Raw genomic sequence first — 21,861 nt, forward strand, 5'->3', positions numbered from 1 at the left:
AACATGGCCGTTGGAGCGGAGCAAGAACAAAAAACGAACGTTTCAGGAAAGTGTGACGGTTCAATATACTAGAAGGCGTTCCTCACCCGGCGCTGGAACTCAGGGTTTCGATCCGATCCCAGAGGATCGCCGCGGCGTCGGCGCCGCCGAAACGCTTGAGCTGCTGGGCCCCGGTCGGCGAGGTGACGTTGATCTCGGTGAGGTATTCTCCGATCACGTCGATGCCGACGAACAGCAGGCCGCGCCGCTTCAGCTCCGGGGCGATGATCGCGCAGAGCTCCAGGTCGCGCTGGGTCAGCTCGACCGCCTCGGCCCGGCCGCCGACCCGCAGGTTGGAGCGCACCTGGCCGGCGGCCGGCACGCGGTTGATGGCGCCGACCGGCTCGCCATCGACCAGCAGGACGCGCTTGTCGCCCTTGCTGACCGCCGGGACGAACTTCTGGGCGATCACCTGCTCGCGGCCGATCATGGCGTGCAGTTCCAGCAGGGCGTCGAGATTGGGGTCGTCGGCCAGCAGCCGCGCCACGCCCGAGCCGCCGCCGCCGTACAGCGGCTTGAGCACGATGTCGCCGTGCCGGGCCCGGAAGTCGTAGATCGCCTCGTGGTCGCTGGTGATCAGGGTCGGCGGCTGCACGCCCGGGAAGTCGGTGACGAACAGCTTCTCGGGCGCGTTGCGCACTTCCGCCGGATTGTTGACCACCAGCGTGTGTGGATGAACCTTTTCAAGGAAATGCGTGGCGGTGATGTAGGCCATGTCGAACGGCGGATCCTGGCGCATCAGCACCACGTCGACGTCGTCCTTCATGTCCAGCACCTGGACCTCGCCCAGGGTGGCGTGGGCGCCCTGGTTCTTGGTCAGGACCAGCGACTGGGCCCGGGCGAACACCCGGCCGTCCTCCATCGACAGCTTGTCGGGCGTGTAGAACCACAGGCGGTGGCCGCGGTTCTGAGCCTCCATCATCATCAGGAAGGTGGTGTCGGTTTCGATATTGATCCCCAGCACGGGATCCATCTGGACGGCGACTCTCAGCGACATGGGGACTCCGGTGTGGCTTTGGCGGAGACGTACACGCTCCCGCCCGGCGACTGCCTAGTTAAGGCGGCGGGCGCGCGAATGCGAGGGGCGACTTCTCACCCGAGGCGCGTGTAGGCTGAGCCAAGACCGCGACCCTGCCCGGGCCGCCATCCGGCGTCCGATTTCCGACGCCGAGCTTCCGTCTGGCCACGGACCCGTCGCGGACGTTGAAGGATGGTCTTGGGGCGAGCCCTTCAGGCGCCTCGCCCCGTCATGCGCGTAGACCAAAATCTCGGCAGTCTATAAACGTGGTAGCGCTATCATATACGGTGTGAAGATCATGAAAATTGCGCGACGAAACCTCTTCGCGGGCCTCCTCGCAGGCGCGGCTACGCCGGCGCTCGCCGGGGCGGCCGCCGTCCACCGCGCGGTCCCGGCATTGTCCCCGCCGCGATGGGGAAAGGGCGTGGAGGGCCAGCGCAAGGCCGATCTGGGCGATGGGACCTTTCTCAATCCCATCGTCGCGGGCGACCATCCCGACCCGACCATCCTGAAGGATGGCGGCGACTACTACATAACCTTCTCGTCGTTCTATTCCTATCCGGGCCTGGTGATCTGGCATTCGACGGACCTGGTGAACTGGGCGCCCGTCGGGCCCGCCCTGTTCAAGCCGTTGGGCGTGATCTGGGCGGTGGACCTGGTCAAGCACGAGGGCCGCTACTTCATCTACATACCGGCCGATCCCACCGGCAAGGGATGGTCGATCTTCGTCATCTGGGCCGACGACATCGGGGGGCCGTGGAGCGATCCGATCGATCTGAAGATCGAGGGCAGCATCGATCCCGGCCACGTCGTGGGCGAGGACGGCAAGCGCTATCTGTTCACCAACGGCGTCCGCAAGATCCGGCTGACCGACGATGGCCTGGCGACCGACGGCGTGCTGGAGAAGGCCTACGAGCCCTGGCGCTATCCCGACGATTGGGTGGTCGAGAACTTCGCGCCGGAGGGGCCCAAGCTCTTGCGGCGCAACGGCTGGTTCTACCTGGTCACCGCCGTGGGCGGCACGGCGGGCCCGGTGACCGGGCACATGGTGATCGCGGCGCGGTCGCGGTCGGTGCAAGGGCCCTGGGAGCATTGCCCGCACAACCCCCTGGTCCGCACCGTCGGCGCCGCCGAGCCCTGGTGGTCGCGCGGCCATGGCAGCCTGGTCGAGGGGCCGGCCGGCGACTGGTGGATGGTCTATCACGGCTACGAGAACGGCTTTCGCACCCTGGGCCGCCAGACCTTGCTGGCCCCGGTGGAATGGACCGCGGACGGCTGGTTCCGGGTGCTTGGCGGGGATCTGTCCAAACCCCTGCCCAAGCCGAAGGGCGGTCGCGCGGGGCCGTCCGGCCTGGCGCTGTCGGACGATTTCACGGTCGACCGCATGGGCGTGCAGTGGGCCTTCCATGACCCTGCGGCGGACGAGGCCAGCCGGGCCGGCTATGAGCCCAAGGGATTGCGGATCAAGGGCCGGGGCGCTTCGCCTGCCGATTCCGCGCCCCTGACCTGCACCGTCGGTGATCGCGCCTACGAGGTCGAGATCACGATCGAGCTGAGGGGCGAGGCCGAGGGCGGGCTGCTGCTGTTCTACAATCACAAGGCCTTCGTGGGCTTGGGATTCACGCCTTCTTCCCTCAAGACCTTCGAATATTCCGAAGAACTAGCCTGGGCCAGGAAGCCTCACGACGCCCGCGTGATGCGGCTGCGGATCGGTAACGACGACAATGTCGTGACCTATCACTATTCCTATGACGAGGGTCGCACCTGGCAACGGCACGGTACCCGCATGGAGGTGTCGGGCTTCCATCACAACGTCTTCGGCGGCTTCCTCAGCCTCAAGGTCGGCGTCTACGGCGCTGGGCCGGGCGATGTCCTGCTCCGAGACTTCACCTACCGCGCCCTGACGCCTTCCCTCAGTTAGCCACTCGCTAGTTCAGCCGCAGCCGCATGCGTTCGCGTGCGGCCCATTCCCTAGTTAAGTCTGAGCCGCATGCGTTCGCGTGCGGCCCATTCCCTAGTTAAGTCTGAGCCGCATGCGTTCGCGTGCGGCTCGGGCGGCGATGGTCGCGCCGCCGTCGAGGATCTGGGCGCGCGACAGCGCCTGCAGGGCCCCGGCCAGGGCGCCCTGGCCTTCGCGGGCCGCGGCGACGTCGAGCCAGGGGTGGTGGTCTGTGGGGTCGAGCAGGGCGCGGCGCAGGGCCGAGCGCTCGGCCCTGGCCCAGTCGCGGGCCTGCTGGGCGCGGGCGAAGATGTTGTTCTGCAAGCGGATCAGCACGGCCCGGTCGGCGATCGGCCGCATCAGCACGTCGAGCTTGGCGGCGACGTCGGGCATCAGGCCAGTGCGCAGGGCCCGCCGCGACAGCTCCGAGGGCAGCACCACCCGGCCCTCGCTGAACGGGTCGAGGGCCAGCGGCCCCTCCTCGGTCTCGATGCGCAGCAGGAAGTGGCCCGGGAAATCGACGCCGTGCAGGTCCAGGCCGCAGGCGCGGGCGGCGTGCAGGTAGAACACCCCCAGCGCCACCGGCAGGCCCTTGCGGCGCTCGGCGACGGCGACGATGTCGGCGTTGTCGGGGTGGTCGTAGGTGATCAGGTCGCCCGACAGCCGCAGGTCGCCGGCCATGGTCTCGGCCAGGGCCTCCTCCGGCGATTCCAGCTTCAGGCGATCGGTCAGGCGGTCGACCGACAGCCGCGCCAGGTCGAGGGTTCCGCCCAGGTCGCGGTCGGGGTCGTCGTGCACCGCGCAGGCCAGGGCCGCCTCGAACAGCGGAAAGGCCTTGTCCGAACGCTCGCCGGCGTCGGTCAACAGGGCTTCGGCCTCGTCTCGCGTCATGAAGCGGGGTTCCAGGTGTTGGGCCAGGCGTCGGGGAGGTGACGCGGCCGACGTCCCGGGGCCAGGGCGATCAGGTCCAGGCGCACCACGGCGTCGCGTAGGCCCGCGCGGCTGGCGGCGATGTGGGCGCCGGCCCGGCGCAGCCGGGCGCGCTGTTCGTGGGTCACCGCTTCCAGAGCCGTCTCCAGGCTGGTCCTGCGCTTGACTTCCACAACGGCCAACACGCCTCCACGTTGCGCCAGCAGGTCGATCTCGCCGAGCGGGGTGGCGAGGCGGAAGCCCAGGATGCGGTAGCCCTTGGCCATCAGCCACAGCGCCGCCACCACCTCGGCGCGCCGGCCCGACAGCCGCGCGGCGGCGCCTCTGGCCTTCTTTTCAGGACGCGGCGGGCGAACGGGCGTCATCCCGCGTCCTTCAAGGCCAGCGCCTGGCGATAGAGGTCGCGGCGCGGCAGGCCCAGGGCCCTGGCCACTTCCGAAGCCGCCTCGCCCAGCGGCAGGCGGGCCATGGCCTCGCGCAGGGCGGCCTCGGCGTCGCCCTCGCGCACCGGGGCCTCCTCGCCGGGACCGACCAGGATGACGATCTCGCCCTTGGGGGCCTCGAAGCGCGGGTCGGCGGCCAGTTCGTCGAGCGGGCCGCGAATGCAGGTCTCGTAGAGCTTGGTCAGCTCGCGGGCCACCGCGCCCTGGCGCGGCCCGAACACGGCGGCCATGTCGGCCAGGCTGTCGGCCACCCGCGAGGCGCCCTCGTAGAAGATCAGGGTGGCGCGGACATTGGCCAGTTCGGCGAAGAAGGTCTTGCGCGCCGCGCTCTTGGGCGGCGGGAAGCCGGCGAACAGGAAGCGGTCGGTGGGCAGGCCGGCCAGGGTCAGGGCCGCCAGGGCCGCCGAAGCGCCGGGGATCGGAAACACCGGATGGCCGGCCGCGATCGCCGCCTGGGCCAGGCGGTAGCCGGGATCGGAGACCATCGGCGTGCCGGCGTCGGAGACCAGGGCGACCCGCTCGCCGGCCTCCAGCCGCTCGAGAATCCGGGGGGTCTCGCGGTCGGCGACGTGCTCGTCGTAGCGCTGGAGGCGCTTGGAAATCGAATAGGCGGCCAGCAGCTTTCCGGAAACGCGGGTGTCCTCGGCCAGCAGCACGTCGCAGGCGTTCAGCACGTCCAGCGCCCGCAGGGTAATGTCGCGCAGGTTGCCGATCGGCGTCGCCACCAGATAGAGGCCGGGCGCCAGCGGTGCGTCGGACAGGGCGGGCGGGGCAAGCAAACGGCTCAAGGGCTGTCTTTCCGACGCGAACGACGCGCCAACGACGCGGCGCGTTTCGCAGGGATATCAGGTCGCGAGCGTTCCTGTCAGCCGGTCCAGCACAAGACGGCCCGATCGGGTGGCGCGCAAGCGTTGGGGATCGTCGGCCAGCAGGCCGTCGGCGACCAGGGATTTCACCTTGGGCGTGTCCGGCGACAGGCCCAGGGGGGCGATCTCGGCGAAGGTCACGCCGTCGTCGATGCGCAGGCCCAGCAGCAGGCGCTCCTCAGCCGCCTCCAGCGGGGTGAGGTCCTCGCGCTCGAAGCCGACGCCGGTCTCGGCGACCGCGCGGATGTAGTCGGCGATGCCGCGATGGGCCGTGGTCGCCAGCTTGCCGCCGCCGGAGGTCAGGCGGCCATGGGCCCCCGGGCCGACGCCGACATAGTCGTGGCCGCGCCAGTAGACGAGGTTGTGGCGCGAGCGGGCCGCCGCGCCACGGGCGTGGTTGGACACCTCGTAGGCGTCGAAGCCGGCGGCCTCCAGCACGGCCTGGGTGGTCTCGAACAGGGCGGCGGCCAGATCCTCGTCGGGCACGACCAGCTTGCCCCGACCGACGGCGCGGTCAAAGGCGGTGCCGGCCTCGATGGTCAGCTGGTAGGGCGAGATGTGCTCCGGCCCATGGGCCAGCAGTTCGCCCAGCTCCGCCGTCCAGGCCGAGACCGTCTGGCCGGGCCGGGCGTAGATCAGGTCGGCCGACAGGCGCGGGAAGGCCCTGGCCGCCACGGCGATCGCCCGGCGGGCCGAGCCGGCGTCGTGATTGCGGCCCAGCAGGGCCAGGGCGGCGTCGTCCAGCGCCTGGACGCCCAGCGACAACCGCGCCACCCCCGCCGCCGCCAGGGCCTCGAAGCGGTCGGTCTCGGCGTCGGTCGGGTTGGCCTCGAGGCTGATCTCCAGGTCGGCGGCCGGGGTCCACAGCGCCTTGGCCGTCTCGATCACCCGGGCCACCTGGGCGGGGTCCATCAGCGACGGCGTGCCGCCGCCGAAGAAGATCGACAGCAGGGTTCGCGAGCCGGTCAGGGCGCGCTGGGCCGCGAGATCGGCGACGATGGCGTCGGCTAGGGCCGCCTGCTCGCCGGTCCGCCCCCGGTCGCGGACGACGTTGAAGTCGCAATAGGGGCAGATCCTGGCGCAGTAGGGCCAGTGGACGTAGACGCCGAGGGGGGGCGGCTGGGCGCTCATCTTCCCGCCTCGCAAAGGTTGTCATCCCGGAAGCGCGCAGCGCTGTCCGGGACCCAGAGGCGGTGCGCACCGCCCCTGGGTCCCGGCTCTTCGCTGCGCTTGGGCCGGGATGACAACAATAGAGAAAACCTACTCAAACAGCGCCGCCTTCAGCTTCGCGAAGGCGATGGCCCGGTGGCTCATGCCGTCCTTGGCGGCCGGCTCCATCTCGCCGAAGGTCTGGTCGAAGCCTTCCGGGACGAAGATCGGGTCGTAGCCGAAGCCCCGGTCGCCACGCGGCGGGAAGGTCAACGCGCCATGGACCTCGCCCTGCACCACCACCGCCGGACCGTTCGGCCAGGCCACGGCCAGGGCGCAGGTGAACCAGGCGGCGCGGTCCTCCGACCCGGTCTCCTCGAGGCGCTCGGCCACCTTGTCCATGGCCATGGCGAAGTCCTTGGTCGGCCCGGCCCAGCGCGCCGAATAGATGCCCGGCGCGCCGTCCAGGGCGGCGACCGACAGACCCGAATCGTCGGCCAGGGCGACGTGGCCCGACAGGTCGGCGGCGTGACGGGCCTTGAGCAGGGCGTTGCCGGCGAAGGTCATCTCGGTCTCGTCCGGTTCGGGGATGTTCAGGGCCCCGGCGGTCAGCACCTCGAAGCGTCCGTCGAGCAGAGCGTGCAATTCCTTGGCCTTGCCGGGGTTGTGCGTCGCCGCGACGAGCTTAAGTCCTGCTTCCAGCTTCAGCGTCATCGCGCGTCTCCTCTCGGACAATCCAAATGCAGCTCCTCTATTCCGCCATGTCGCCCTTCGCCCGCAAGGCTCGCGTGGTCGCTTTCGAGCTGGGGCTGGCCGAACGGCTGGAGCTGGTTCCCGCCACCCCCTACACCGACGAGAGCCTGCGGGCGATCAACCCGCTGTCGAAGATCCCGATCCTGGTCCCCGACGCGGGTGAGCCGATCTTCGACTCGCCGGTGATCTGCGAATATCTGGAACATCTGGCCGGCGTCAGCCTGACCCCCGCTTCGGGACCCGAGCGCTGGGCGGCGCTGACCCAGCAGGCCCTGGCCGACGGCATGGGCGACGCGGCCCTGGCCATCGTCCGCGAACGGCTGCGCGACGGCGATCAGCGCCAGGACCTGTTCGACCGCCAGGCCGCCGCCCTGAACGCCGCCCTCGACAAGCTGGAAGCCGAGGGCCTGTCCGCCGACCGCTTCCAGATCGGCGAGATCGCGGTGGCCGCCCAGCTGGCCTATCTCGACGGTCGCAAGGTGCTGGACTGGCGCGAAGGCCGCCCGAACCTGGCCGCCTGGTACGAAACCGCCAGCCGGCGGACCTCGATGGTGGCGACGGCGCCACACCAAGTGTGAACCTGTTCGGTGAGCGCGATCATTACAGAGGTTTAATATCGTTTATCGATAAGCGACATTGGCGCTGGCGGAATCGCTCCCTATGTTCGGCTGCATGGGAGCCAAGCCATAGCGGCGCGGCCCCGCACCCCGATCGAAGGCCCGTCATGTCCGCCGCCAGACTGTTCCGCATCGCCGACGCCGTCGCCACCCGTTTCGCGACCCTGACGCTGATCGCCGGTCTGCCGCTCGCGGCCGTGACCTTCGCCATCAAGACGTTCTAGCCCACTTTGACCCGCCCCGATCCGCTGGGGCATGGTCGGCGTTCTGCGTAGGGGGAAGAGCGGATGCGTGCGTTGGGGCCTGGCTCGGTGTCGAGCTTCCTGAAGATCATTCTCGACGTGATCTATGTCGGCCTGTGGGTCTGGGTCAGCCTGCTGGCGGTGTTCACCATCGCCGTGCTGCTGCTCAGCTTCAATCCCGACCTGATCACCGACAAGCTGCATATCGGCGGCTCGGCCGACGAGCTGATCTCCAAGGGTCCGCTGTTCGCCGGGGCCCTGGCGGCCTGGGCGCTGCTGTCGGGCGGCTGGATGGTGATCGTCGAGCGCCTGCGCAAGATCTTCGCCACCCTGACGGCCGGCGACCCCTTCCATCCCGACAATGTGCTGCGCCTGCGCGTGGTGGGCCTGATGCTCGCCGCCCTGGAGATCGGCCACTACATCTTCTCGGCCCTGGCCCACTGGCTGGCGCCGGACGAGGCCAAGGACATCGGCGGAGGCTTCAGCCTCAGCGCCTGGTTCCCGGTGCTGGTGGTCTTCGTTCTGGCCGAGGTCTTCCGCGAGGGCGCCCGCCTTCGTCGGGAAGCCGAACTGACAATCTGACGCGGAGACGAGACACCCATGGCCATCCGCGTGCAACTGGACCGCGTCCTGCTGGAGCGACGCATGTCGCTCACCGAGCTGTCCGACCGGGTGGGGGTGACCATCGCCAACCTGTCGATCCTCAAGACCGGCAAGGCCCGCGCGGTGCGGTTCTCGACGCTGGACGCCCTGTGCCGCGAGCTGGAATGCCAGCCGGGGGATCTGATGACGTATGAGCCGGGGCCGGGGGATGGCGGGCACGACGAGGATTAACCTTCCTTCCCCCTTTGCGGGAGAAGGTGGCGGCGTAGCCGCCGGATGAGGGGTCTCTCAAACGACAAAAGCCGCGACCGGCCTTTCGGCTTGTCGCGGCTTTCACGTTTATCGACCCCTCACCCGACCCCGCTTCGCGGGGCCACCCTCTCCCACAAGGGGAGAGGGACAGAGTGAGCTATTTCGGCTTCGCCGCCGACACCGCTTCCCGCTGCTTCACGAACAGCTCGCCGATGCCCTTCTCCGCCAGGGCGAACAGCTGCTCGAACTCCCCGCGTGAGAAACCGCGCTTCTCGCCGGTGGCCTGGATCTCGACGATGTCCCCAGCCCCGGTCAGCACGAAATTGCTGTCGGCCTCGGCCTGGCTGTCTTCCTCGTAATCGAGGTCGAGCACCGGGGTGTCCTTGAACACGCCGCACGACACGGCGGCCACCTGGCCGACGATCGGGTCGGTCTTCAGCACGCCCTCCGCGATCAGGTAGTTGACCGCCAGGCGCAGGGCGACCCAGGCCCCGGTGATGGCGGCCGTGCGGGTGCCGCCGTCGGCCTGGATGACGTCGCAGTCGAGGCTGATCTGGCGCTCGCCCAGGGCCTTGAGGTCGACGACGGCGCGCAAGCTGCGGCCGATCAGCCGCTGGATTTCCTGGGTGCGGCCGCTCTGCTTGCCCAGGGCGGCTTCACGGCGACCGCGCGTATGCGTAGCCCGGGGAAGCATGCCGTACTCGGCGGTGACCCAGCCGGCGCCCTTGTTGCGCATCCAGCCGGGGACGTTCTCCTCGACCGTGGCGGTGACCAGCACCTTGGTGTGGCCGAAGCTGATCAGGCACGAGCCTTCGGCATAGCGGTTGACGCCCGTTTCCAGGGTGACGGCGCGAAGGACGTCGGGGGCGCGTTCGGACGGACGCATGGGAAACTCCGGGGCTTTGCGTGATAGGATGGGGCCGCTTATCCTAGTTAAGACGGGCTCGTCCAACCCCGTCGAACCCTGGAGGGCCCGGCCGGGTGCGTTCGAAGGCTTCATGACACAGCTTTTTTCGGGGTTTTCGGCTCAAACGCCCAGTCTCACCGACCTGGACGCCCGGGCGCGCGACATCTTCCGGCGCGTGGTCGAGTCCTATCTGGAAACCGGCGAACCCGTGGGGTCGCGGACCATCTCGCGCGGCGGCGTGCAGCTGTCGCCGGCCTCGATCCGCAACACCATGCAGGACCTGGCGCAGCTGGGCCTGCTCGACGCCCCGCACAGCAGCGCCGGCCGCATCCCCACCCATGCCGGCCTGCGGATGTTCGTCGACGGCCTGCTGGAGGTCGGCGACATCGGCGAGGAGGAGCGGCGGACCATCGAGTCGCGCCTGTTCGCCCACGGCCGCTCGTTCGAGGACGCCATGGGCGAGGCCAGCGCCATCCTGTCGGGCCTGGCCGGCGGCGCGGGCATCGTCGTCACCCCCGCTCGCGAGGGCGGGGTCAAGCACGTGGAGTTCGTGGCCCTGGGCGCCGACCAGGCCCTGGCGATCATGGTGTTCGACGACGGCACGGTCGAGAACCGGCTGATGAAGAAGTCGGCCGGCGTCACCCCGGCCTCGCTGCAGGAGGCCTCCAACTTCCTCAACGCCCGCCTGCGCGGCCGCACCCTGAACGAGGCCAAGGCCGAGATGGCCGCCGAACTGGCCACCGCCCGCCGTGAACTGGACGCCACCGCGGCGCGTTTGGTCGAGGACGGCCTGGCCGCCTGGAGCGGCGGCGACGACCCCGACCGCGCCCTGATCGTCCGGGGCCGGGCAAACCTGCTGGCCGACGCCAGCGCCCGGGAGGATCTGGAGCGCGTGCGGCGGCTGTTCGACGACCTGGAGCAGAAGGGCCAGCTGATCGGCCTTCTGGACGACGTGCGAACCGCCGAGGGCGTGCGCATTTTCATCGGGGCCGAAACGCGACTCTTTTCGCTTTCGGGTTCCTCCCTGATCGCGGCGCCCTATATGACGGGCCGACAGAAGGTGTTGGGCGCGATCGGCGTGATCGGGCCCACCCGCTTAAACTACGCCCGGGTGATCCCGCTGGTGGACTATACCGCCCGCGTGCTCGGCCGGATGATGGACGGATGAGGACTGACGAAATGACCGACGACGAAACGCCGGCCGAAGACGTGGCTCTGGAAGCCGATGACGCGGCGCAGGAAATCGAGGCGCTGAAGCTGGAAGTGGTCGCCCTGAAGGATCAGGCGCTGCGCTACGCAGCCGAGGCCGAGAACACCAAGCGCCGCGCCGAGCGCGAGTCGAACGACGCCCGCGCCTACGCGATCCAGAAGTTCGCCCGCGACCTGCTGGCCGCGGCCGACAACCTGTCGCGCGCCACGGCCATGAGCCCGCGCGACTCGCAGGACGCGGCGGTGACCAACTACATCATCGGCGTCGAGATGACCGAGAAGGCGCTGCAAGACGCCTTCGAACGCAATGGCCTCAAGAAGATCGACCCGACCAAGGGCGAGAAGTTCGATCCCCACCTGCACCAGGCGGTGATGGAACAGGCCTCGGACGAGGTCGCGGCCGGCGGCGTCATCCAGGTGCTGCAGGCCGGCTACGAGCTGATGGGCCGCCTGGTCCGTCCGGCCATGGTGGCGGTGGCCGCCAAGGGCTCCAAGGGTCCCGAGGCCCCGGCCGAACCGACCGCCGCCGCCAACCCCTACGCCTCGACCGGCAACGGCGCCGGCGGAGCCTTCGACACCAAGGCCTGATCGGCCGGGCTCCGAGGCGGTCGCCGCCTCGGAGCCCGCGACGGCGCGGCGCTTGAGTCGGGTGGCGCGCGACCCTAACTGATGGTCTGTCCAGCGAAGGGAAGCCGATGCCTCGCCCACGCCTTGCACAAGCCGCGCCGATCGCCTTCGTCACCGCCCTGGCGCTCGCCGGAGCCGGCCACGCCCAGACCCTGATGTCGGCCGTGCCCAAGACCCCGGCGTTTTCGCAGGCCATGCCGGACACCTTCGTGCTCGACCTCTCCGCGTCCGGCGCTCTCCGCTACGCCCAGCGCGCACCGGCCCCGCTACCGCGCGGGATCGCCCGCACCGCGGTGGAGCATCAGGCGGACGGCGTCACCGGCGCGGCCGGCCTGCTGTGCGGCATCCAGCCCAGCGCCGACACCAGCGGCGCGGCGATGGCGCGCGGCTACGACCCGGACGGCAAGTTCGTCGGGGCCAAGCTGGCCTTGCGGTTTTAGAGCTGACCCTCGATCCGGTCCGCTAGGCCCCTCGCCCCCGCCACCGCATCGGCCCAGGTCGCGTCGAAACCGGCCTCGTCGCCGAAATAGGGATCGGTCACCGCCTCGCCGCGCCGCCCCTCGACGACGTCGAGCAGCAGCAGGAGCTCGGCCGTCCCGTCGGCCGGCCGCAACGCCTTCAGCGCCGCGAGGTTGTCGCGGTCCAGGGCGACGATGTGGCTGAAGCGCCGGAAATCCTCGGGGCGGACCTGGCGGGCGCGATAGTGGCCGATATCGACGCCGTTGCGCCGCGCCACCGCCTGGGCGCGCCGGTCCGGCGGGCCGCCGACGTGCCAGTCGCCGGTGCCCGCCGAATCGATCTCGACGTCCAGGCCCCGGCGCCCGGCCTCCTGGCGAAAGGCGGCCTCGGCCAGGGGCGAGCGACAGATGTTGCCCAGGCAGACGAACAAGACGGCGGGTCGCGACACGGGGAACCTCTTGATCCGGGGCGGCCGCGCTTGCGCGCGACGCCGAGACGTCCAACATGTGGCCTCGACCGACGCTCTTGAACAGGACCCTTGCCATGGCCGCCACCACCGAAACCGCGATCCTGGCCGGAGGCTGCTTCTGGGGCGTCCAGGACCTGCTGCGGCGCTATCCCGGCGTGATCTCGACGCGGGTCGGCTATTCGGGCGGCGACGTGCCCAACGCCACCTATCGCAACCACGGGACCCACGCCGAGGCGATCGAGATCGTCTTCGACCCGGCGACCATCAGCTACCGCCGCCTGCTGGAATTCTTCTTCCAGATCCACGACCCGACCACGCTGAACCGTCAGGGCAACGACCTGGGCCTGAGCTATCGCTCGGCGATCTATTACACCAGCGAAGACCAGAAGGCCGTGGCCCTGGAAACCATCGCCGACGTCGACGCCTCGAACCTGTGGCCCGGCAAGGTGGTCACCGAAGTCGAGCCGGCCGGCGACTTCTGGGAAGCCGAACCGGAGCACCAGGACTATCTGGAGCGCATCCCCAACGGCTACACCTGCCACTTCATCCGGCCCGACTGGAAGCTGCCGACCCGGGCCGACCGCGCCGCGGCCGGCTGAGTCGCACGGTCCCCACGACCGGCCCGCGCATTTCGCCGCACCCCGTCGCGCGCCCCCTCTTCCCCCCCGGCGCGATTACGCTAATGTCGCAAGTCCATTCATTGCGGGGCCGCTCGGGGGATTCTCTATCGGCCGCGACCCCGGGACCTGGACCGAGACATGAAGCTTACCATCGAGCGGGCGGCGCTGCTGAAAGCGCTGGGTCACGTGCAGAGCGTCGTCGAACGCCGCAACACCATCCCGATCCTGTCGAACATCCTGCTGTCGGCCGAACGCGACACCCTGTCGTTCTCGGCCACCGACCTGGACATGGAGATCATCGACGAGGGCCTGGCCCAGATCGACCAGCCCGGCCAGATCACCGCCCCGGCCCACACCCTCTATGAAATCGTCCGCAAGCTGCCCGACGGCTCGGACGTCTCGCTGTCGTTCAGCGGCGACGACCCCCGCCTGGTGATCCAGGCCGGCCGCTCGCGCTTCAACCTGCCGGTGCTGCCGGCCGGCGACTTCCCGGTGATGAGCAGCGACGGCCTGTCGGGCCGCATCTCGGTCGACACCAACGAGCTGATCCGGCTGATCGACAAGACCCGCTTCGCGATCTCGACCGAAGAGACCCGCTACTATCTGAACGGCCTCTACCTCCACACCGTCAACGACGGCGGCGAGGTCAAGCTGCGGGCCGTGGCCACCGACGGCCACCGCCTGGCCCTGGCCGAGATGACCGCCCCCGAGGGCGCCGCCGGCCTGCCCGGCATCATCGTGCCCCGCAAGACCATCCAGGAGGCCCGCCGCCTGATGGAATCGGCCGGCGAGCAGGTCGACCTGCAGGTCTCCGCCCAGAAGGTGCGCTTCGAATTCGGCCGCGCCGCCCTGACCTCCAAGGTCATCGACGGGGCCTTCCCCGACTATCTGCGGGTCATCCCGCGCGACAACGCCAAGATCCTGACGCTGGACAACGACCTGTTCGCCAAGGCCGTCGACCGGGTGGCCACGATCTCGGCCGAGAAGAGCCGCTCGGTGAAGCTGGCGGTCGAGCCGGGCCGAATCACCCTGACGGTGCGCAACATGGAAGCCGGCCAGGCGGTGGAAGAGGTCGAGGTCGACTACGACGGCGAGCCCTTCGAGATCGGCTTCAACGCCCGCTACCTGCTGGACGTCTGCGGCCAGATCGGCGGCCCGATCGCCGAGTTCCGCTTCGCCGACCCGGCCTCGCCGACCCTGGTGGTCGACCCGACCGACCCGGGCGTGAAGTACGTGCTGATGCCGCTGCGGGTGTAGGGGCGAACCTCAAGGCCCAAGGCCCAGATTCGGCCTCCGTTCCCACTCGCGCACGCCACGATTCGGGCGCAGACCCCAAGGCTCCTCCAAGGGAGTCCGCCATGCGCGTGGCCTGGGAACGAATCGTCGCCGTCCTGTTCAGTGGAGCCGCCTGGTTGCTGATCCTGCTGGGGGCGCCGCACATGCTCCACGCCCTGCGCGGTCCGCCGCGCCTGGTGGCCCATGCCGGGGCCAGCCGGCGTCGCGACCAGGGCTGATCCCCTTCATCGGCCGGCGGATTTAGACGCCGGCCGCGAATAGGCTAGAAGGCGCTGTGAGCCACGCCGCCCTTCTGTCCCTGACCCTGACCGACTTCCGCTCGTACGCGCGCGCGACCCTGCGTCCCGACGGGCGCAGCGTCTATCTGTTCGGGCCCAACGGGGCGGGCAAGACCAACCTGCTGGAGGCCATCAGCCTGCTGTCGCCGGGCAAGGGCCTGCGTGGCGCCAGCCTGACCGAGGTCGGCCGCCGCCTGCCCGGCGAGGCGGTCGGCCGCGCCTGGGCGGTGGCCGCCGAGGTCGAGGCCCCCGAGACCGGGATGGGCGACGACCAGCCCGTCCGCCTGGGGGCCGGCGTCGAACAGGCCGGGGCCACCCGCCGCCTGGTGCGGATCGAAGGCGAGACCGTGCCGCCCGGCCGGCTGACCGACCACATCCGCCCCGTCTGGCTGACCCCGGCCCAGGACCGGCTGTTCCTCGAGGCCGCCTCGGAGCGCCGCCGGTTCTTCGACCGCCTGGTGTTCGCCGGCGAGCCCAGCCACGCCAGCCACGCCAACGCCTATGACAAGGCCCAGCGCGAGCGGATGCGGCTGCTGACCGACGCCGCCGAGAGCGGCGCGCCGGCCGACACCGTCTGGCTGACCGCCCTGGAGGCCCGCCTGGCCCAGGCCGGGGCCCTGATGGCCCAGGCCCGGGCCCGCACCCTGCTGGCCCTGCAGACCGAGATCGACGGCCGGGGCGACCGGCCCTTCCCCCGGGCCTGCCTGTCGCTGACCGGCGAATGGGAAAAGATGGCGCTGGAGGGGGTGGAAACCGCCGAAATCGAGCCGCGCCTGGCCGCCGCCCTGGCCGCCGCGCGACCCCGCGACGGGGCTGCTGGACGGGCCCTGACCGGCCCGCATCGCGGCGATCTGGCCATCATCCACGCCGACAAGGACCGTCCGGCCGCGGAATGTTCGACCGGCGAGCAGAAAGCGCTGATTCTGAACCTGGTTTTGGCCCAGGCGGCGCGACTTTCACGTGCGAAAGACGCGCCGAATCCTATATTGTTGCTCGACGAAGTCGCCGCGCACCTCGACCTGAAAAGGCGAGCCGCCCTGGCCGACGAACTCACGGCGCTCGGGCTCCAGGCCTTTCTCACAGGCACGGACGAGTCGCTGTTCGACCACCTGAAGGGTCGGGCTCTCGGCGTTCGCGTCAGCGAACTCGGCCTGACCGCATTGGAAGACGTATGACCGAAGAGACCAAAGGCCCCCAGGCTGACGACACCGGCGACCGCCTGACCACCGCGGACGGCTCGGAAATGGCGGCCCCCGAAGTGATGAGCGGCGAGTACAGCGCCGATTCCATCAAGGTGCTCAAGGGCCTGGACGCGGTGCGCAAGCGCCCCGGCATGTACATCGGCGACACCGACGACGGCTCGGGCCTGCACCACATGGTCTATGAGGTGGTCGACAACGCCATCGACGAGGCTCTGGCCGGCCACGCCACCAAGGTCGAGGTGATCCTCAACGCCGACGGCTCGGTGACGGTCACCGACGACGGCCGCGGCATCCCGGTCGACATCCACGAGGGCGAGGGCGTCTCGGCGGCCGAGGTCATCATGACCCAGCTGCACGCCGGCGGTAAGTTCGACCAGAACAGCTACAAGGTGTCCGGCGGCCTGCACGGCGTCGGCGTCTCGGTGGTCAACGCGCTGAGCGACTGGCTGGAACTGAAAATCCACCGCAACGGTCACAGCTATCAGATGCGCTTCGAGCGCGGCGACGCGGTGACCTCGCTGGCCCAGACCGGCGATTCGCCCGTCCGCGCCGACGGCCCCAAGGCCGGCGAGACCCTGACCGGCACCGAGGTGACCTTCTTCCCGAGCCTGGAAACCTTCGCCTTCATCGAATTCGACCGCAAGACGCTGGAGCACCGCCTGCGCGAGCTGGCGTTCCTGAACTCGGGCGTGACGATCTATTTCCGCGACCTGCGCGACGCCGAGCCGTGGGAAGAGAAGCTGCACTACGAGGGCGGCATCGAGGCCTTCGTGCGCCACCTCGACAAGGCCAAGACCCCGCTGCTGAAGATGCCGATCGTCATCCGCGGCCGCAAGGACAAGGTCGAGGTCGACCTGGCCCTGTGGTGGAACGACAGCTACCACGAGCACATGCTGTGCTTCACCAACAACATCCCGCAGCGGGATGGCGGCACGCACCTGTCGGCCTTCCGCGGCGCCCTGACTCGGATCATCACCAACTACGCCGAGAGCTCGGGCATCACCAAGAAGGAGAAGGTCAGCGTCGGCGGCGAGGACGCCCGCGAAGGCCTGACCTGCGTGCTGTCGGTCAAGGTGCCGGACCCCAAGTTCAGCTCGCAGACCAAGGACAAGCTGGTCTCGTCGGAAGTGCGCCCAGCCGTCGAGGGCCTGGTGCAGGAAGGCCTGGCCACCTGGTTCGAGGAACACCCCAACGAGGCCAAGGCGATCGTCGGCAAGATCGCCGAGGCCGCCGCCGCCCGTGAGGCCGCCCGCAAGGCCCGCGAACTGACCCGCCGCAAGAGCGCGCTCGACATCACTTCGTTGCCGGGCAAGCTGGCCGACTGCTCCGAGCGCGACCCGGCCAAGTCCGAGATCTTCATCGTCGAGGGCGACTCGGCCGGCGGCTCCGCCAAGCAGGCCCGTAACCGCGACAACCAGGCCGTCCTGCCGCTGCGCGGCAAGATCCTCAACGTCGAGCGGGCCCGGTTCGACAAGATGCTGTCGTCCGACCAGATCGGCACCCTGATCACCGCCCTGGGGGCCGGCATCGGCCGCGACGACTTCAACCCGGACAAGGTGCGCTACCACAAGATCGTGCTGATGACCGACGCCGACGTCGACGGCGCCCACATCCGCACCCTGCTGCTGACCTTCTTCTACCGGCAGATGCCGGAGCTGATCGAGCGCGGCTACATCTACATCGCCCAGCCGCCGCTCTACAAAGCCGCCAAGGGCAAGTCGTCGCGCTACCTGAAGGACGACTTCGAGATGGACGCCTTCCTGGTCGACGAAGGCGTCGAGGGGGCCGAACTCGACCTGTCGTCGGGCGAGCGCCGCACCAGCCAGGACCTGCTGGCCCTGGTCCAGCTGTGCCGCCAGGCCAAGGGCAATATCGACCGCCTGTCGCAGCGCGCCCCGGCCTTCGCCATCGAGCAAGCGGCCCTGGCCGGGCTGTTCGGCGACAAGCCCGACATCGCCGCCGCCGCCAAGCGCCTTGATCTGTATGCGGAAGAAGGCGACGGTTCGTGGACCGGCGAGCGCGGCGACACCGCCTATGTGTTCAAGCGCGTCCGTCGCGGCGTCACCGAAAGCGTGGTGCTGGACGACGGCCTGCTGCACGCCGCCGACGCCCGCCGCCTGGCCGAACGGGCCGGAGCCCTGGCCGAGGTGTTCGCCGGCGCGGCGATCTTCCGCCGCAAGGACAAGTCGACGACCGTGCGCGGCCCGCTCGACCTGCTGGGCGCGGTGCTCGACGCCGGCCGCAAGGGCCTGTCGATCCAGCGCTACAAGGGCCTGGGCGAGATGAACCCCGACCAGCTGTGGGAAACCACCCTGGACGTGGAAGCCCGCACCCTGCTGCAGGTGCGCGTCAACCACGCCGACGACGCCGACGACATGTTCAGCCGCCTGATGGGCGACCTGGTCGAGCCGCGCCGCGAGTTCATCCAGGAGAACGCCCTGGACGCCGAGGTGGACGTTTAACGCCTCTTCCTAAATCCGCTCATCCTGGCGAATGCCGGGATGGGCGAAACTTGGGACTCAGTCATCCGTGAAGTAGTCGGCGATCGCCGCATCCAGCGGCTCGAGCGCAAAGGTCGGCGACCCCGCCCGTTCGAGCGCCCGGCGGATCTGCCAGGCGCTGCGGCCGACATGGATGCCCATGCCCCGCAGCTCGGCGATGATCGCGGCCCGGGTCGCCTCGTCCACCGCCTTGTTGTTCTCCAGCCGCGCCTGGTCGAGCCGCCAGCCGAAATAGCTGTCGGGCGTCACCTCGATCACCGCGCCCGGGGCGGGCAGCCACTCGTAGATCGCGGCCCGATGGTCGAGGGCGTGGTCCACATAGTCGGCCAGGCAGTTGCGATAGCGGCGCGCGGCGTCGCGGATCGCCGCCGCCGTCTCCAGCGGCCGCAGGCGCTCCGTACCCGGATGGGGCGGCTTGGGCAGCTGGTGGCGGAAATCATCGGCCACCAGGTTGAACAGCGCCTTGGCGCTGGCCGCCCGCCCCCAGGCGACGATCTTCTGGGCCAGGACGTCCCGCGGCAGCCTGCGGGCCAGCAGGGCGTGCGCCTCGGCCAGCAATCCGGCCTGGCCGGGGGTCACCCGCACCATGACGCCGCCGATGTCGCGTAGCGGTCGCGGCAGGGCGTCCAGGGTCTGGACCTGGGCCGAGGTGATCTGGACCGCGTGGCGCAGGGTCTTGGCCGGCGCCGGGTCGGCCAGCAGCGCCACCAGGCCGCGATAGTCCCGCGGCTCCCAGGCGATCTCGCCCAGCCGTTCCAGGGCGCGGCACAGGCCGTCCGGGGCCGGATCAACGACCAGGCGCACGGCCTTGCGCAGCGGCGTCGCCAGCAGCTGGACGACGTCGACGGGCTCCCGATGGTCCAGCTCCAGGGCCAGCATCAGGCAGATCAGGTGTCGCCGCGCCGTCGGGGCGGTGACGAAGGCGGTGTGGGGCGCGGGCCACAGCGCGGCCAGGACGTCCGCATAGGCGGGCGCGATCAGGCGCAGCAGGGGCGAGGCGACCTCGGTCGCCCGGGCCAGGGACAGGGTGGGCATCTTGGGCTCCCGGCGACGGCCGGGAACGGCCGCCTAGCGGTGTTGGACTCGAAGGGGCGGACACGGCTCGCTCGACGCGCGCCATCGCACCCGGATCGGGGGCTTGTGTGGCTGTGCAGCGTCGAAAGTCATACGAGCGGTGATCTCCGGGGAGCGTTGATGGGCGGGTGCTGATCCCACGATCCTTCGCCTGGAACAAGGCCGCCAACCGCGAACCGGCGCTGCGGCCTAGCTATTGTTGCGCTCGGGCCACGGTTCGTCGAACGGCGTATGGCGCGCTCGTTCCGGGCCTGGAGCCCCCGGCCGGCTATTTTCGGGGTTGCCAGAACCACCCCATAGCTATGTATATAGTACGACATATAGATTGAGGTTTCGGAGCCTGACCATGACGACCGACGTGCTCGCCGAGCTGGGCCCCCTGTTCCTGGGCAGCCGCCTCAAGCGCCTGGCCGACCGTTTCCAGGCCGACGCCGCCGCCACCCTGCAGGCGACGAACCTGCCGATCCAGCCGGCCCAGCAACTGCTGCTGGCCACCCTGCGGCGTCAGGGTCCGCTGACGGTCGGGGCGATCGCCCAGCACCTGCGCATCAGCCAGCCCACCATCACCCGCACCATTCAGGCCCTGGTTGACCAGGGCCTGATCACCGCCAGCCGCGAAGGCCGCGACCAGCGCCACAAGACCCTCACCCTCAGCCCGGAGGGCGAGGCGCTGATCGCCCGCGCCGAGCGCGACCTGTGGCCGCGCGTCGAGGCGGCGGCCGTCGAGATGTGCCGCGGCTTGCGCGGATCCTTCCTGGAGCAGATCGCCATGCTGGAAGCCGAACTGGACAAGCGCTCCCTGACCAAGCGCGTCGAGGCCCTGGCGGCGTCGGCCGACGCCGGCCTGGCGATCCGCGACTTCGCCGACGACCTGGCCGAGCCGTTCTACCGGATCAACGCCGAATGGATCGAGGAGATGTTCGCGCTCGAGGACAACGACATCCGGCTGCTGTCCAACCCCCGCGAACTGATCGTCGACAAGGGCGGCGTCATCCTGTTCGCCGACACGCCCGACCTCGGCGTCGTCGGCACCTGCGCCCTGATGAAGATGAAGGACGGCTGGTTCGAGCTGACCAAGATGGGGGTCTCGAAGGCGGCGCGCGGGCGCAAGGTCGGCGAGTTCCTGCTCGCCCAGGCCCTGGAGCGGGCTGCGGCGATGGGCGTCGAGCGCCTGTACCTGCTGACCAACACCAAGTGCGCGGCGGCGATCCACCTCTACGAGAAGCTGGGCTTCCAGCACGACGCCGAGATCATGGCCACCTTCGGCGGCCGCTACGCGCGATGCGACGTGGCGATGAGCTATCGACCCCAGGCGTAGTCGCGGGGTGGTTCACCCTGGGCTTGAGTGATTTCGCCAACCAGCCCATGCTCCAGCTTCTGGAGAACCCGCATGTCGACAGTCCACGCTCTCCGCGCCGCGACGGCCTTCGCCCTGGCGACGGCCCTGGCGGGGTGCGCGCTGTTCGCCCCGCCCTATGACGCGACGCTCGATCAGAAGACCACCACCGCCTACGAGGGCGTGGCCCGGCTGGCGGCCGAGGCGGAGATGGGGCTCTACCAGGACAAGGCGACCTATGCCGGCAAGATCGGGACCTATGCCGACATCCAGGCCGCCCTGGCCGTGGCGGCCATCCGGGCCAGCACGGCCCCGGTCGGCGGCAAGCGGGCCGGCGAGGCGCGCGACATCACGGTCGGGCTGATCAAGGGCTGCGGCGGCCAGGTCTCCGGCCTGGCGACCCTGCACAAGGCCTTTGGCGTCGTCCCGGGAACGGGCGCGACCACCGCGATGATGGTCAGTTGCGACCAGGCGGCCAAGGCCGTCGGCGCCATGAAGAACGGCGGGTAGGACCATGGTCGATTTCGCGAACCTGAACATCGACACCGTCGACCAGTTGGTCTCCGTGCTGGAGGACGAGCTGAAGGGGGTGTCCGCCGCCTGGTGGAAGGCCAACAAGGTGGTGCTGCCGGGCTACCTGCGCAGCCTGGCCGAGGCGTCGATCCAGACGCGCCTGGCCCTGGCCAACGGCCTGATCCCGCCCGAGGCGGCCGACATGATCCTGCACAACCAGGAACTGGCCTTCAACCAGACCCTGCAGTTCACCAAGCTGATGACCCTGGTCCTGGCCCAGCAGCTGCTCAACGCCGCGTTCACGGTGATCGGCTGGGTGATCTTCAACAAGACGGGGATCAACCTGGCGCCGAACCTGGTGCGGCCGGAGGCGACCTAAAAGGTTCAGGGTGGGTGGAAGCGGACTACCGTTCTTCCCTCCCTTTTATGGGGAGGGGGGACCAGCGAAGCTGGTGGGTGGGGCTTCACCGCCGCTCAAACGCCCTGCACCGATCCCCCACCCGACCCGCTACGCGGGCC

General features: G+C 69.7%; 24 protein-coding genes. 15 read left to right on the forward strand and 9 right to left on the reverse strand.

What is annotated here, in order from left to right; all coding sequences use genetic code 11:
• Positions 1-82: 82 nt before the first annotated feature.
• Entirely contained in the window at positions 83-1,036 is a 954-nt protein-coding gene (gene gshB / locus PMI01_RS12495; RefSeq protein WP_007668899.1) for a glutathione synthase, read from the reverse strand.
• A gap of 319 nt (positions 1,037-1,355) precedes the next feature.
• Between gshB and PMI01_RS12500 the strand changes: the two genes are divergently transcribed.
• Positions 1,356-2,978, forward strand: a complete 1,623-nt coding sequence (locus tag PMI01_RS12500) for a family 43 glycosylhydrolase (RefSeq protein WP_035036028.1) — start codon at positions 1,356-1,358, stop codon at positions 2,976-2,978.
• Positions 2,979-3,071: 93 nt separating this feature from the next.
• On the opposite strand, the gene PMI01_RS12505 is transcribed toward PMI01_RS12500, so the two are convergent.
• The 5 genes from PMI01_RS12505 to rdgB form a co-directional block, all read right to left on the reverse strand.
• Positions 3,072-3,887: a SirB1 family protein gene (locus tag PMI01_RS12505; RefSeq protein WP_007668903.1), complete on the reverse strand. Its 816-nt coding sequence runs from the start codon at positions 3,885-3,887 to the stop codon at positions 3,072-3,074.
• Positions 3,884-4,291: a YraN family protein gene (locus PMI01_RS12510; protein WP_007668905.1), complete on the reverse strand. Its 408-nt coding sequence runs from the start codon at positions 4,289-4,291 to the stop codon at positions 3,884-3,886. The genes PMI01_RS12505 and PMI01_RS12510 overlap by 4 nt, the downstream gene beginning before the upstream one ends.
• Entirely contained in the window at positions 4,288-5,157 is an 870-nt protein-coding gene (rsmI, locus tag PMI01_RS12515; protein ID WP_007668906.1) for a 16S rRNA (cytidine(1402)-2'-O)-methyltransferase, read from the reverse strand. The genes PMI01_RS12510 and rsmI overlap by 4 nt, the downstream gene beginning before the upstream one ends.
• 57 nt (positions 5,158-5,214) lie before the next feature.
• Positions 5,215-6,366 carry a radical SAM family heme chaperone HemW gene (gene hemW, locus PMI01_RS12520; protein WP_007668909.1) on the reverse strand — a complete coding sequence of 384 codons (1,152 nt, stop codon included), beginning with the start codon at positions 6,364-6,366 and terminating at the stop codon, positions 5,215-5,217.
• 129 nt (positions 6,367-6,495) lie between these two features.
• Positions 6,496-7,098 carry an RdgB/HAM1 family non-canonical purine NTP pyrophosphatase gene (gene rdgB, locus PMI01_RS12525; RefSeq protein ID WP_007668910.1) on the reverse strand — a complete coding sequence of 201 codons (603 nt, stop codon included), beginning with the start codon at positions 7,096-7,098 and terminating at the stop codon, positions 6,496-6,498.
• A 26-nt stretch (positions 7,099-7,124) separates the two neighbouring features.
• Here rdgB and PMI01_RS12530 point away from each other — a divergent pair, with 26 nt between their 5' ends.
• From PMI01_RS12530 to PMI01_RS12540, 3 genes are all read left to right on the forward strand, one after another.
• On the forward strand, positions 7,125-7,715 hold the full coding sequence (locus PMI01_RS12530; protein ID WP_007668911.1) for a glutathione S-transferase N-terminal domain-containing protein: 591 nt from the start codon (positions 7,125-7,127) through the stop codon (positions 7,713-7,715).
• A 326-nt stretch (positions 7,716-8,041) separates the two neighbouring features.
• Positions 8,042-8,578 (forward strand): DUF2975 domain-containing protein, encoded by a 537-nt coding sequence (locus PMI01_RS12535; RefSeq protein WP_007668913.1) that lies wholly within the window; start codon positions 8,042-8,044, stop codon positions 8,576-8,578.
• Positions 8,579-8,596: 18 nt separating this feature from the next.
• Positions 8,597-8,830 (forward strand): helix-turn-helix domain-containing protein, encoded by a 234-nt coding sequence (locus PMI01_RS12540; protein WP_007668914.1) that lies wholly within the window; start codon positions 8,597-8,599, stop codon positions 8,828-8,830.
• Between the two features lie 178 nt (positions 8,831-9,008).
• Here the strand turns inward: PMI01_RS12540 and rph are convergent, their stop codons facing one another.
• Entirely contained in the window at positions 9,009-9,737 is a 729-nt protein-coding gene (gene rph, locus PMI01_RS12545; RefSeq protein ID WP_007668917.1) for a ribonuclease PH, read from the reverse strand.
• Between the two features lie 112 nt (positions 9,738-9,849).
• Between rph and hrcA the strand changes: the two genes are divergently transcribed.
• The 3 genes from hrcA to PMI01_RS27620 all read left to right on the forward strand — a co-directional run bounded on the left by hrcA (position 9,850) and on the right by PMI01_RS27620 (position 12,034).
• The gene (hrcA, locus tag PMI01_RS12550) at positions 9,850-10,926 is read left to right on the forward strand and encodes a heat-inducible transcriptional repressor HrcA (protein ID WP_007668922.1); all 1,077 of its coding nucleotides are present in this window, start codon (positions 9,850-9,852) and stop codon (positions 10,924-10,926) included.
• A gap of 11 nt (positions 10,927-10,937) precedes the next feature.
• The gene (gene grpE / locus PMI01_RS12555; RefSeq protein WP_007668925.1) at positions 10,938-11,555 is read left to right on the forward strand and encodes a nucleotide exchange factor GrpE; all 618 of its coding nucleotides are present in this window, start codon (positions 10,938-10,940) and stop codon (positions 11,553-11,555) included.
• A 107-nt stretch (positions 11,556-11,662) separates the two neighbouring features.
• On the forward strand, positions 11,663-12,034 hold the full coding sequence (locus PMI01_RS27620) for a hypothetical protein (RefSeq protein ID WP_007668927.1): 372 nt from the start codon (positions 11,663-11,665) through the stop codon (positions 12,032-12,034).
• Here the strand turns inward: PMI01_RS27620 and PMI01_RS12565 are convergent.
• A complete protein-coding gene (locus tag PMI01_RS12565) occupies positions 12,031-12,501 on the reverse strand; it encodes a low molecular weight protein-tyrosine-phosphatase (RefSeq protein WP_007668929.1) in 471 nt (156 codons plus the stop codon). The genes PMI01_RS27620 and PMI01_RS12565 overlap by 4 nt on opposite strands.
• 95 nt (positions 12,502-12,596) lie before the next feature.
• Between PMI01_RS12565 and msrA the strand changes: the two genes are divergently transcribed.
• From msrA to gyrB, 5 genes are all read left to right on the forward strand, one after another.
• On the forward strand, positions 12,597-13,121 hold the full coding sequence (gene msrA / locus PMI01_RS12570) for a peptide-methionine (S)-S-oxide reductase MsrA (RefSeq protein ID WP_007668936.1): 525 nt from the start codon (positions 12,597-12,599) through the stop codon (positions 13,119-13,121).
• A 159-nt stretch (positions 13,122-13,280) separates the two neighbouring features.
• The gene (gene dnaN, locus PMI01_RS12575; RefSeq protein ID WP_007668938.1) at positions 13,281-14,399 is read left to right on the forward strand and encodes a DNA polymerase III subunit beta; all 1,119 of its coding nucleotides are present in this window, start codon (positions 13,281-13,283) and stop codon (positions 14,397-14,399) included.
• A 101-nt stretch (positions 14,400-14,500) separates the two neighbouring features.
• Positions 14,501-14,656, forward strand: a complete 156-nt coding sequence (locus PMI01_RS27475; protein ID WP_007668939.1) for a hypothetical protein — start codon at positions 14,501-14,503, stop codon at positions 14,654-14,656.
• Between the two features lie 56 nt (positions 14,657-14,712).
• Positions 14,713-15,891 (forward strand): DNA replication/repair protein RecF, encoded by a 1,179-nt coding sequence (gene recF / locus PMI01_RS12580; protein WP_007668942.1) that lies wholly within the window; start codon positions 14,713-14,715, stop codon positions 15,889-15,891.
• Between the two features lie 68 nt (positions 15,892-15,959).
• Positions 15,960-18,380, forward strand: a complete 2,421-nt coding sequence (gene gyrB, locus PMI01_RS12585) for a DNA topoisomerase (ATP-hydrolyzing) subunit B (RefSeq protein WP_035036037.1) — start codon at positions 15,960-15,962, stop codon at positions 18,378-18,380.
• 57 nt (positions 18,381-18,437) lie between these two features.
• Here the strand turns inward: gyrB and PMI01_RS12590 are convergent, their stop codons facing one another.
• A complete protein-coding gene (locus PMI01_RS12590; protein WP_007668946.1) occupies positions 18,438-19,454 on the reverse strand; it encodes a hypothetical protein in 1,017 nt (338 codons plus the stop codon).
• A gap of 385 nt (positions 19,455-19,839) precedes the next feature.
• Between PMI01_RS12590 and PMI01_RS12595 the strand changes: the two genes are divergently transcribed.
• The 3 genes from PMI01_RS12595 to PMI01_RS12605 all read left to right on the forward strand — a co-directional run bounded on the left by PMI01_RS12595 (position 19,840) and on the right by PMI01_RS12605 (position 21,721).
• Complete coding sequence (locus PMI01_RS12595; RefSeq protein WP_007668948.1) at positions 19,840-20,811, forward strand: bifunctional helix-turn-helix transcriptional regulator/GNAT family N-acetyltransferase; 972 nt, start codon at positions 19,840-19,842, stop codon at positions 20,809-20,811.
• Positions 20,812-20,883: 72 nt separating this feature from the next.
• Positions 20,884-21,339: a hypothetical protein gene (locus PMI01_RS12600; protein WP_007668949.1), complete on the forward strand. Its 456-nt coding sequence runs from the start codon at positions 20,884-20,886 to the stop codon at positions 21,337-21,339.
• A gap of 4 nt (positions 21,340-21,343) precedes the next feature.
• Positions 21,344-21,721, forward strand: a complete 378-nt coding sequence (locus tag PMI01_RS12605; RefSeq protein WP_007668950.1) for a hypothetical protein — start codon at positions 21,344-21,346, stop codon at positions 21,719-21,721.
• Positions 21,722-21,861 lie beyond the last annotated feature (140 nt).

The sequence above is a fragment of the Caulobacter sp. AP07 genome (assembly GCF_000281955.1).
Classification (GTDB): domain Bacteria; phylum Pseudomonadota; class Alphaproteobacteria; order Caulobacterales; family Caulobacteraceae; genus Caulobacter.

Coding starts and splice junctions, on each gene's coding strand:
- msrA (WP_007668936.1), top strand. CDS start 12,597: ATGGCCGCCACCACCGAAACCGCGATCCTGGCCGGAGGCTGCTTCTGG.
- hrcA (WP_007668922.1), top strand. CDS start 9,850: ATGACACAGCTTTTTTCGGGGTTTTCGGCTCAAACGCCCAGTCTCACC.
- PMI01_RS27620 (WP_007668927.1), top strand. CDS start 11,663: ATGCCTCGCCCACGCCTTGCACAAGCCGCGCCGATCGCCTTCGTCACC.
- gyrB (WP_035036037.1), top strand. CDS start 15,960: ATGGCGGCCCCCGAAGTGATGAGCGGCGAGTACAGCGCCGATTCCATC.
- dnaN (WP_007668938.1), top strand. CDS start 13,281: ATGAAGCTTACCATCGAGCGGGCGGCGCTGCTGAAAGCGCTGGGTCAC.
- PMI01_RS12510 (WP_007668905.1), bottom strand. CDS start 4,291: ATGACGCCCGTTCGCCCGCCGCGTCCTGAAAAGAAGGCCAGAGGCGCC.
- rph (WP_007668917.1), bottom strand. CDS start 9,737: ATGCGTCCGTCCGAACGCGCCCCCGACGTCCTTCGCGCCGTCACCCTG.
- PMI01_RS12530 (WP_007668911.1), top strand. CDS start 7,125: ATGCAGCTCCTCTATTCCGCCATGTCGCCCTTCGCCCGCAAGGCTCGC.
- PMI01_RS27475 (WP_007668939.1), top strand. CDS start 14,501: ATGCGCGTGGCCTGGGAACGAATCGTCGCCGTCCTGTTCAGTGGAGCC.
- PMI01_RS12595 (WP_007668948.1), top strand. CDS start 19,840: ATGACGACCGACGTGCTCGCCGAGCTGGGCCCCCTGTTCCTGGGCAGC.
- PMI01_RS12590 (WP_007668946.1), bottom strand. CDS start 19,454: ATGCCCACCCTGTCCCTGGCCCGGGCGACCGAGGTCGCCTCGCCCCTG.
- PMI01_RS12500 (WP_035036028.1), top strand. CDS start 1,356: ATGAAAATTGCGCGACGAAACCTCTTCGCGGGCCTCCTCGCAGGCGCG.
- PMI01_RS12605 (WP_007668950.1), top strand. CDS start 21,344: ATGGTCGATTTCGCGAACCTGAACATCGACACCGTCGACCAGTTGGTC.
- hemW (WP_007668909.1), bottom strand. CDS start 6,366: ATGAGCGCCCAGCCGCCCCCCCTCGGCGTCTACGTCCACTGGCCCTAC.
- PMI01_RS12540 (WP_007668914.1), top strand. CDS start 8,597: ATGGCCATCCGCGTGCAACTGGACCGCGTCCTGCTGGAGCGACGCATG.
- PMI01_RS12505 (WP_007668903.1), bottom strand. CDS start 3,887: ATGACGCGAGACGAGGCCGAAGCCCTGTTGACCGACGCCGGCGAGCGT.
- PMI01_RS12535 (WP_007668913.1), top strand. CDS start 8,042: ATGCGTGCGTTGGGGCCTGGCTCGGTGTCGAGCTTCCTGAAGATCATT.
- PMI01_RS12600 (WP_007668949.1), top strand. CDS start 20,884: ATGTCGACAGTCCACGCTCTCCGCGCCGCGACGGCCTTCGCCCTGGCG.
- rdgB (WP_007668910.1), bottom strand. CDS start 7,098: ATGACGCTGAAGCTGGAAGCAGGACTTAAGCTCGTCGCGGCGACGCAC.
- grpE (WP_007668925.1), top strand. CDS start 10,938: ATGACCGACGACGAAACGCCGGCCGAAGACGTGGCTCTGGAAGCCGAT.
- gshB (WP_007668899.1), bottom strand. CDS start 1,036: ATGTCGCTGAGAGTCGCCGTCCAGATGGATCCCGTGCTGGGGATCAAT.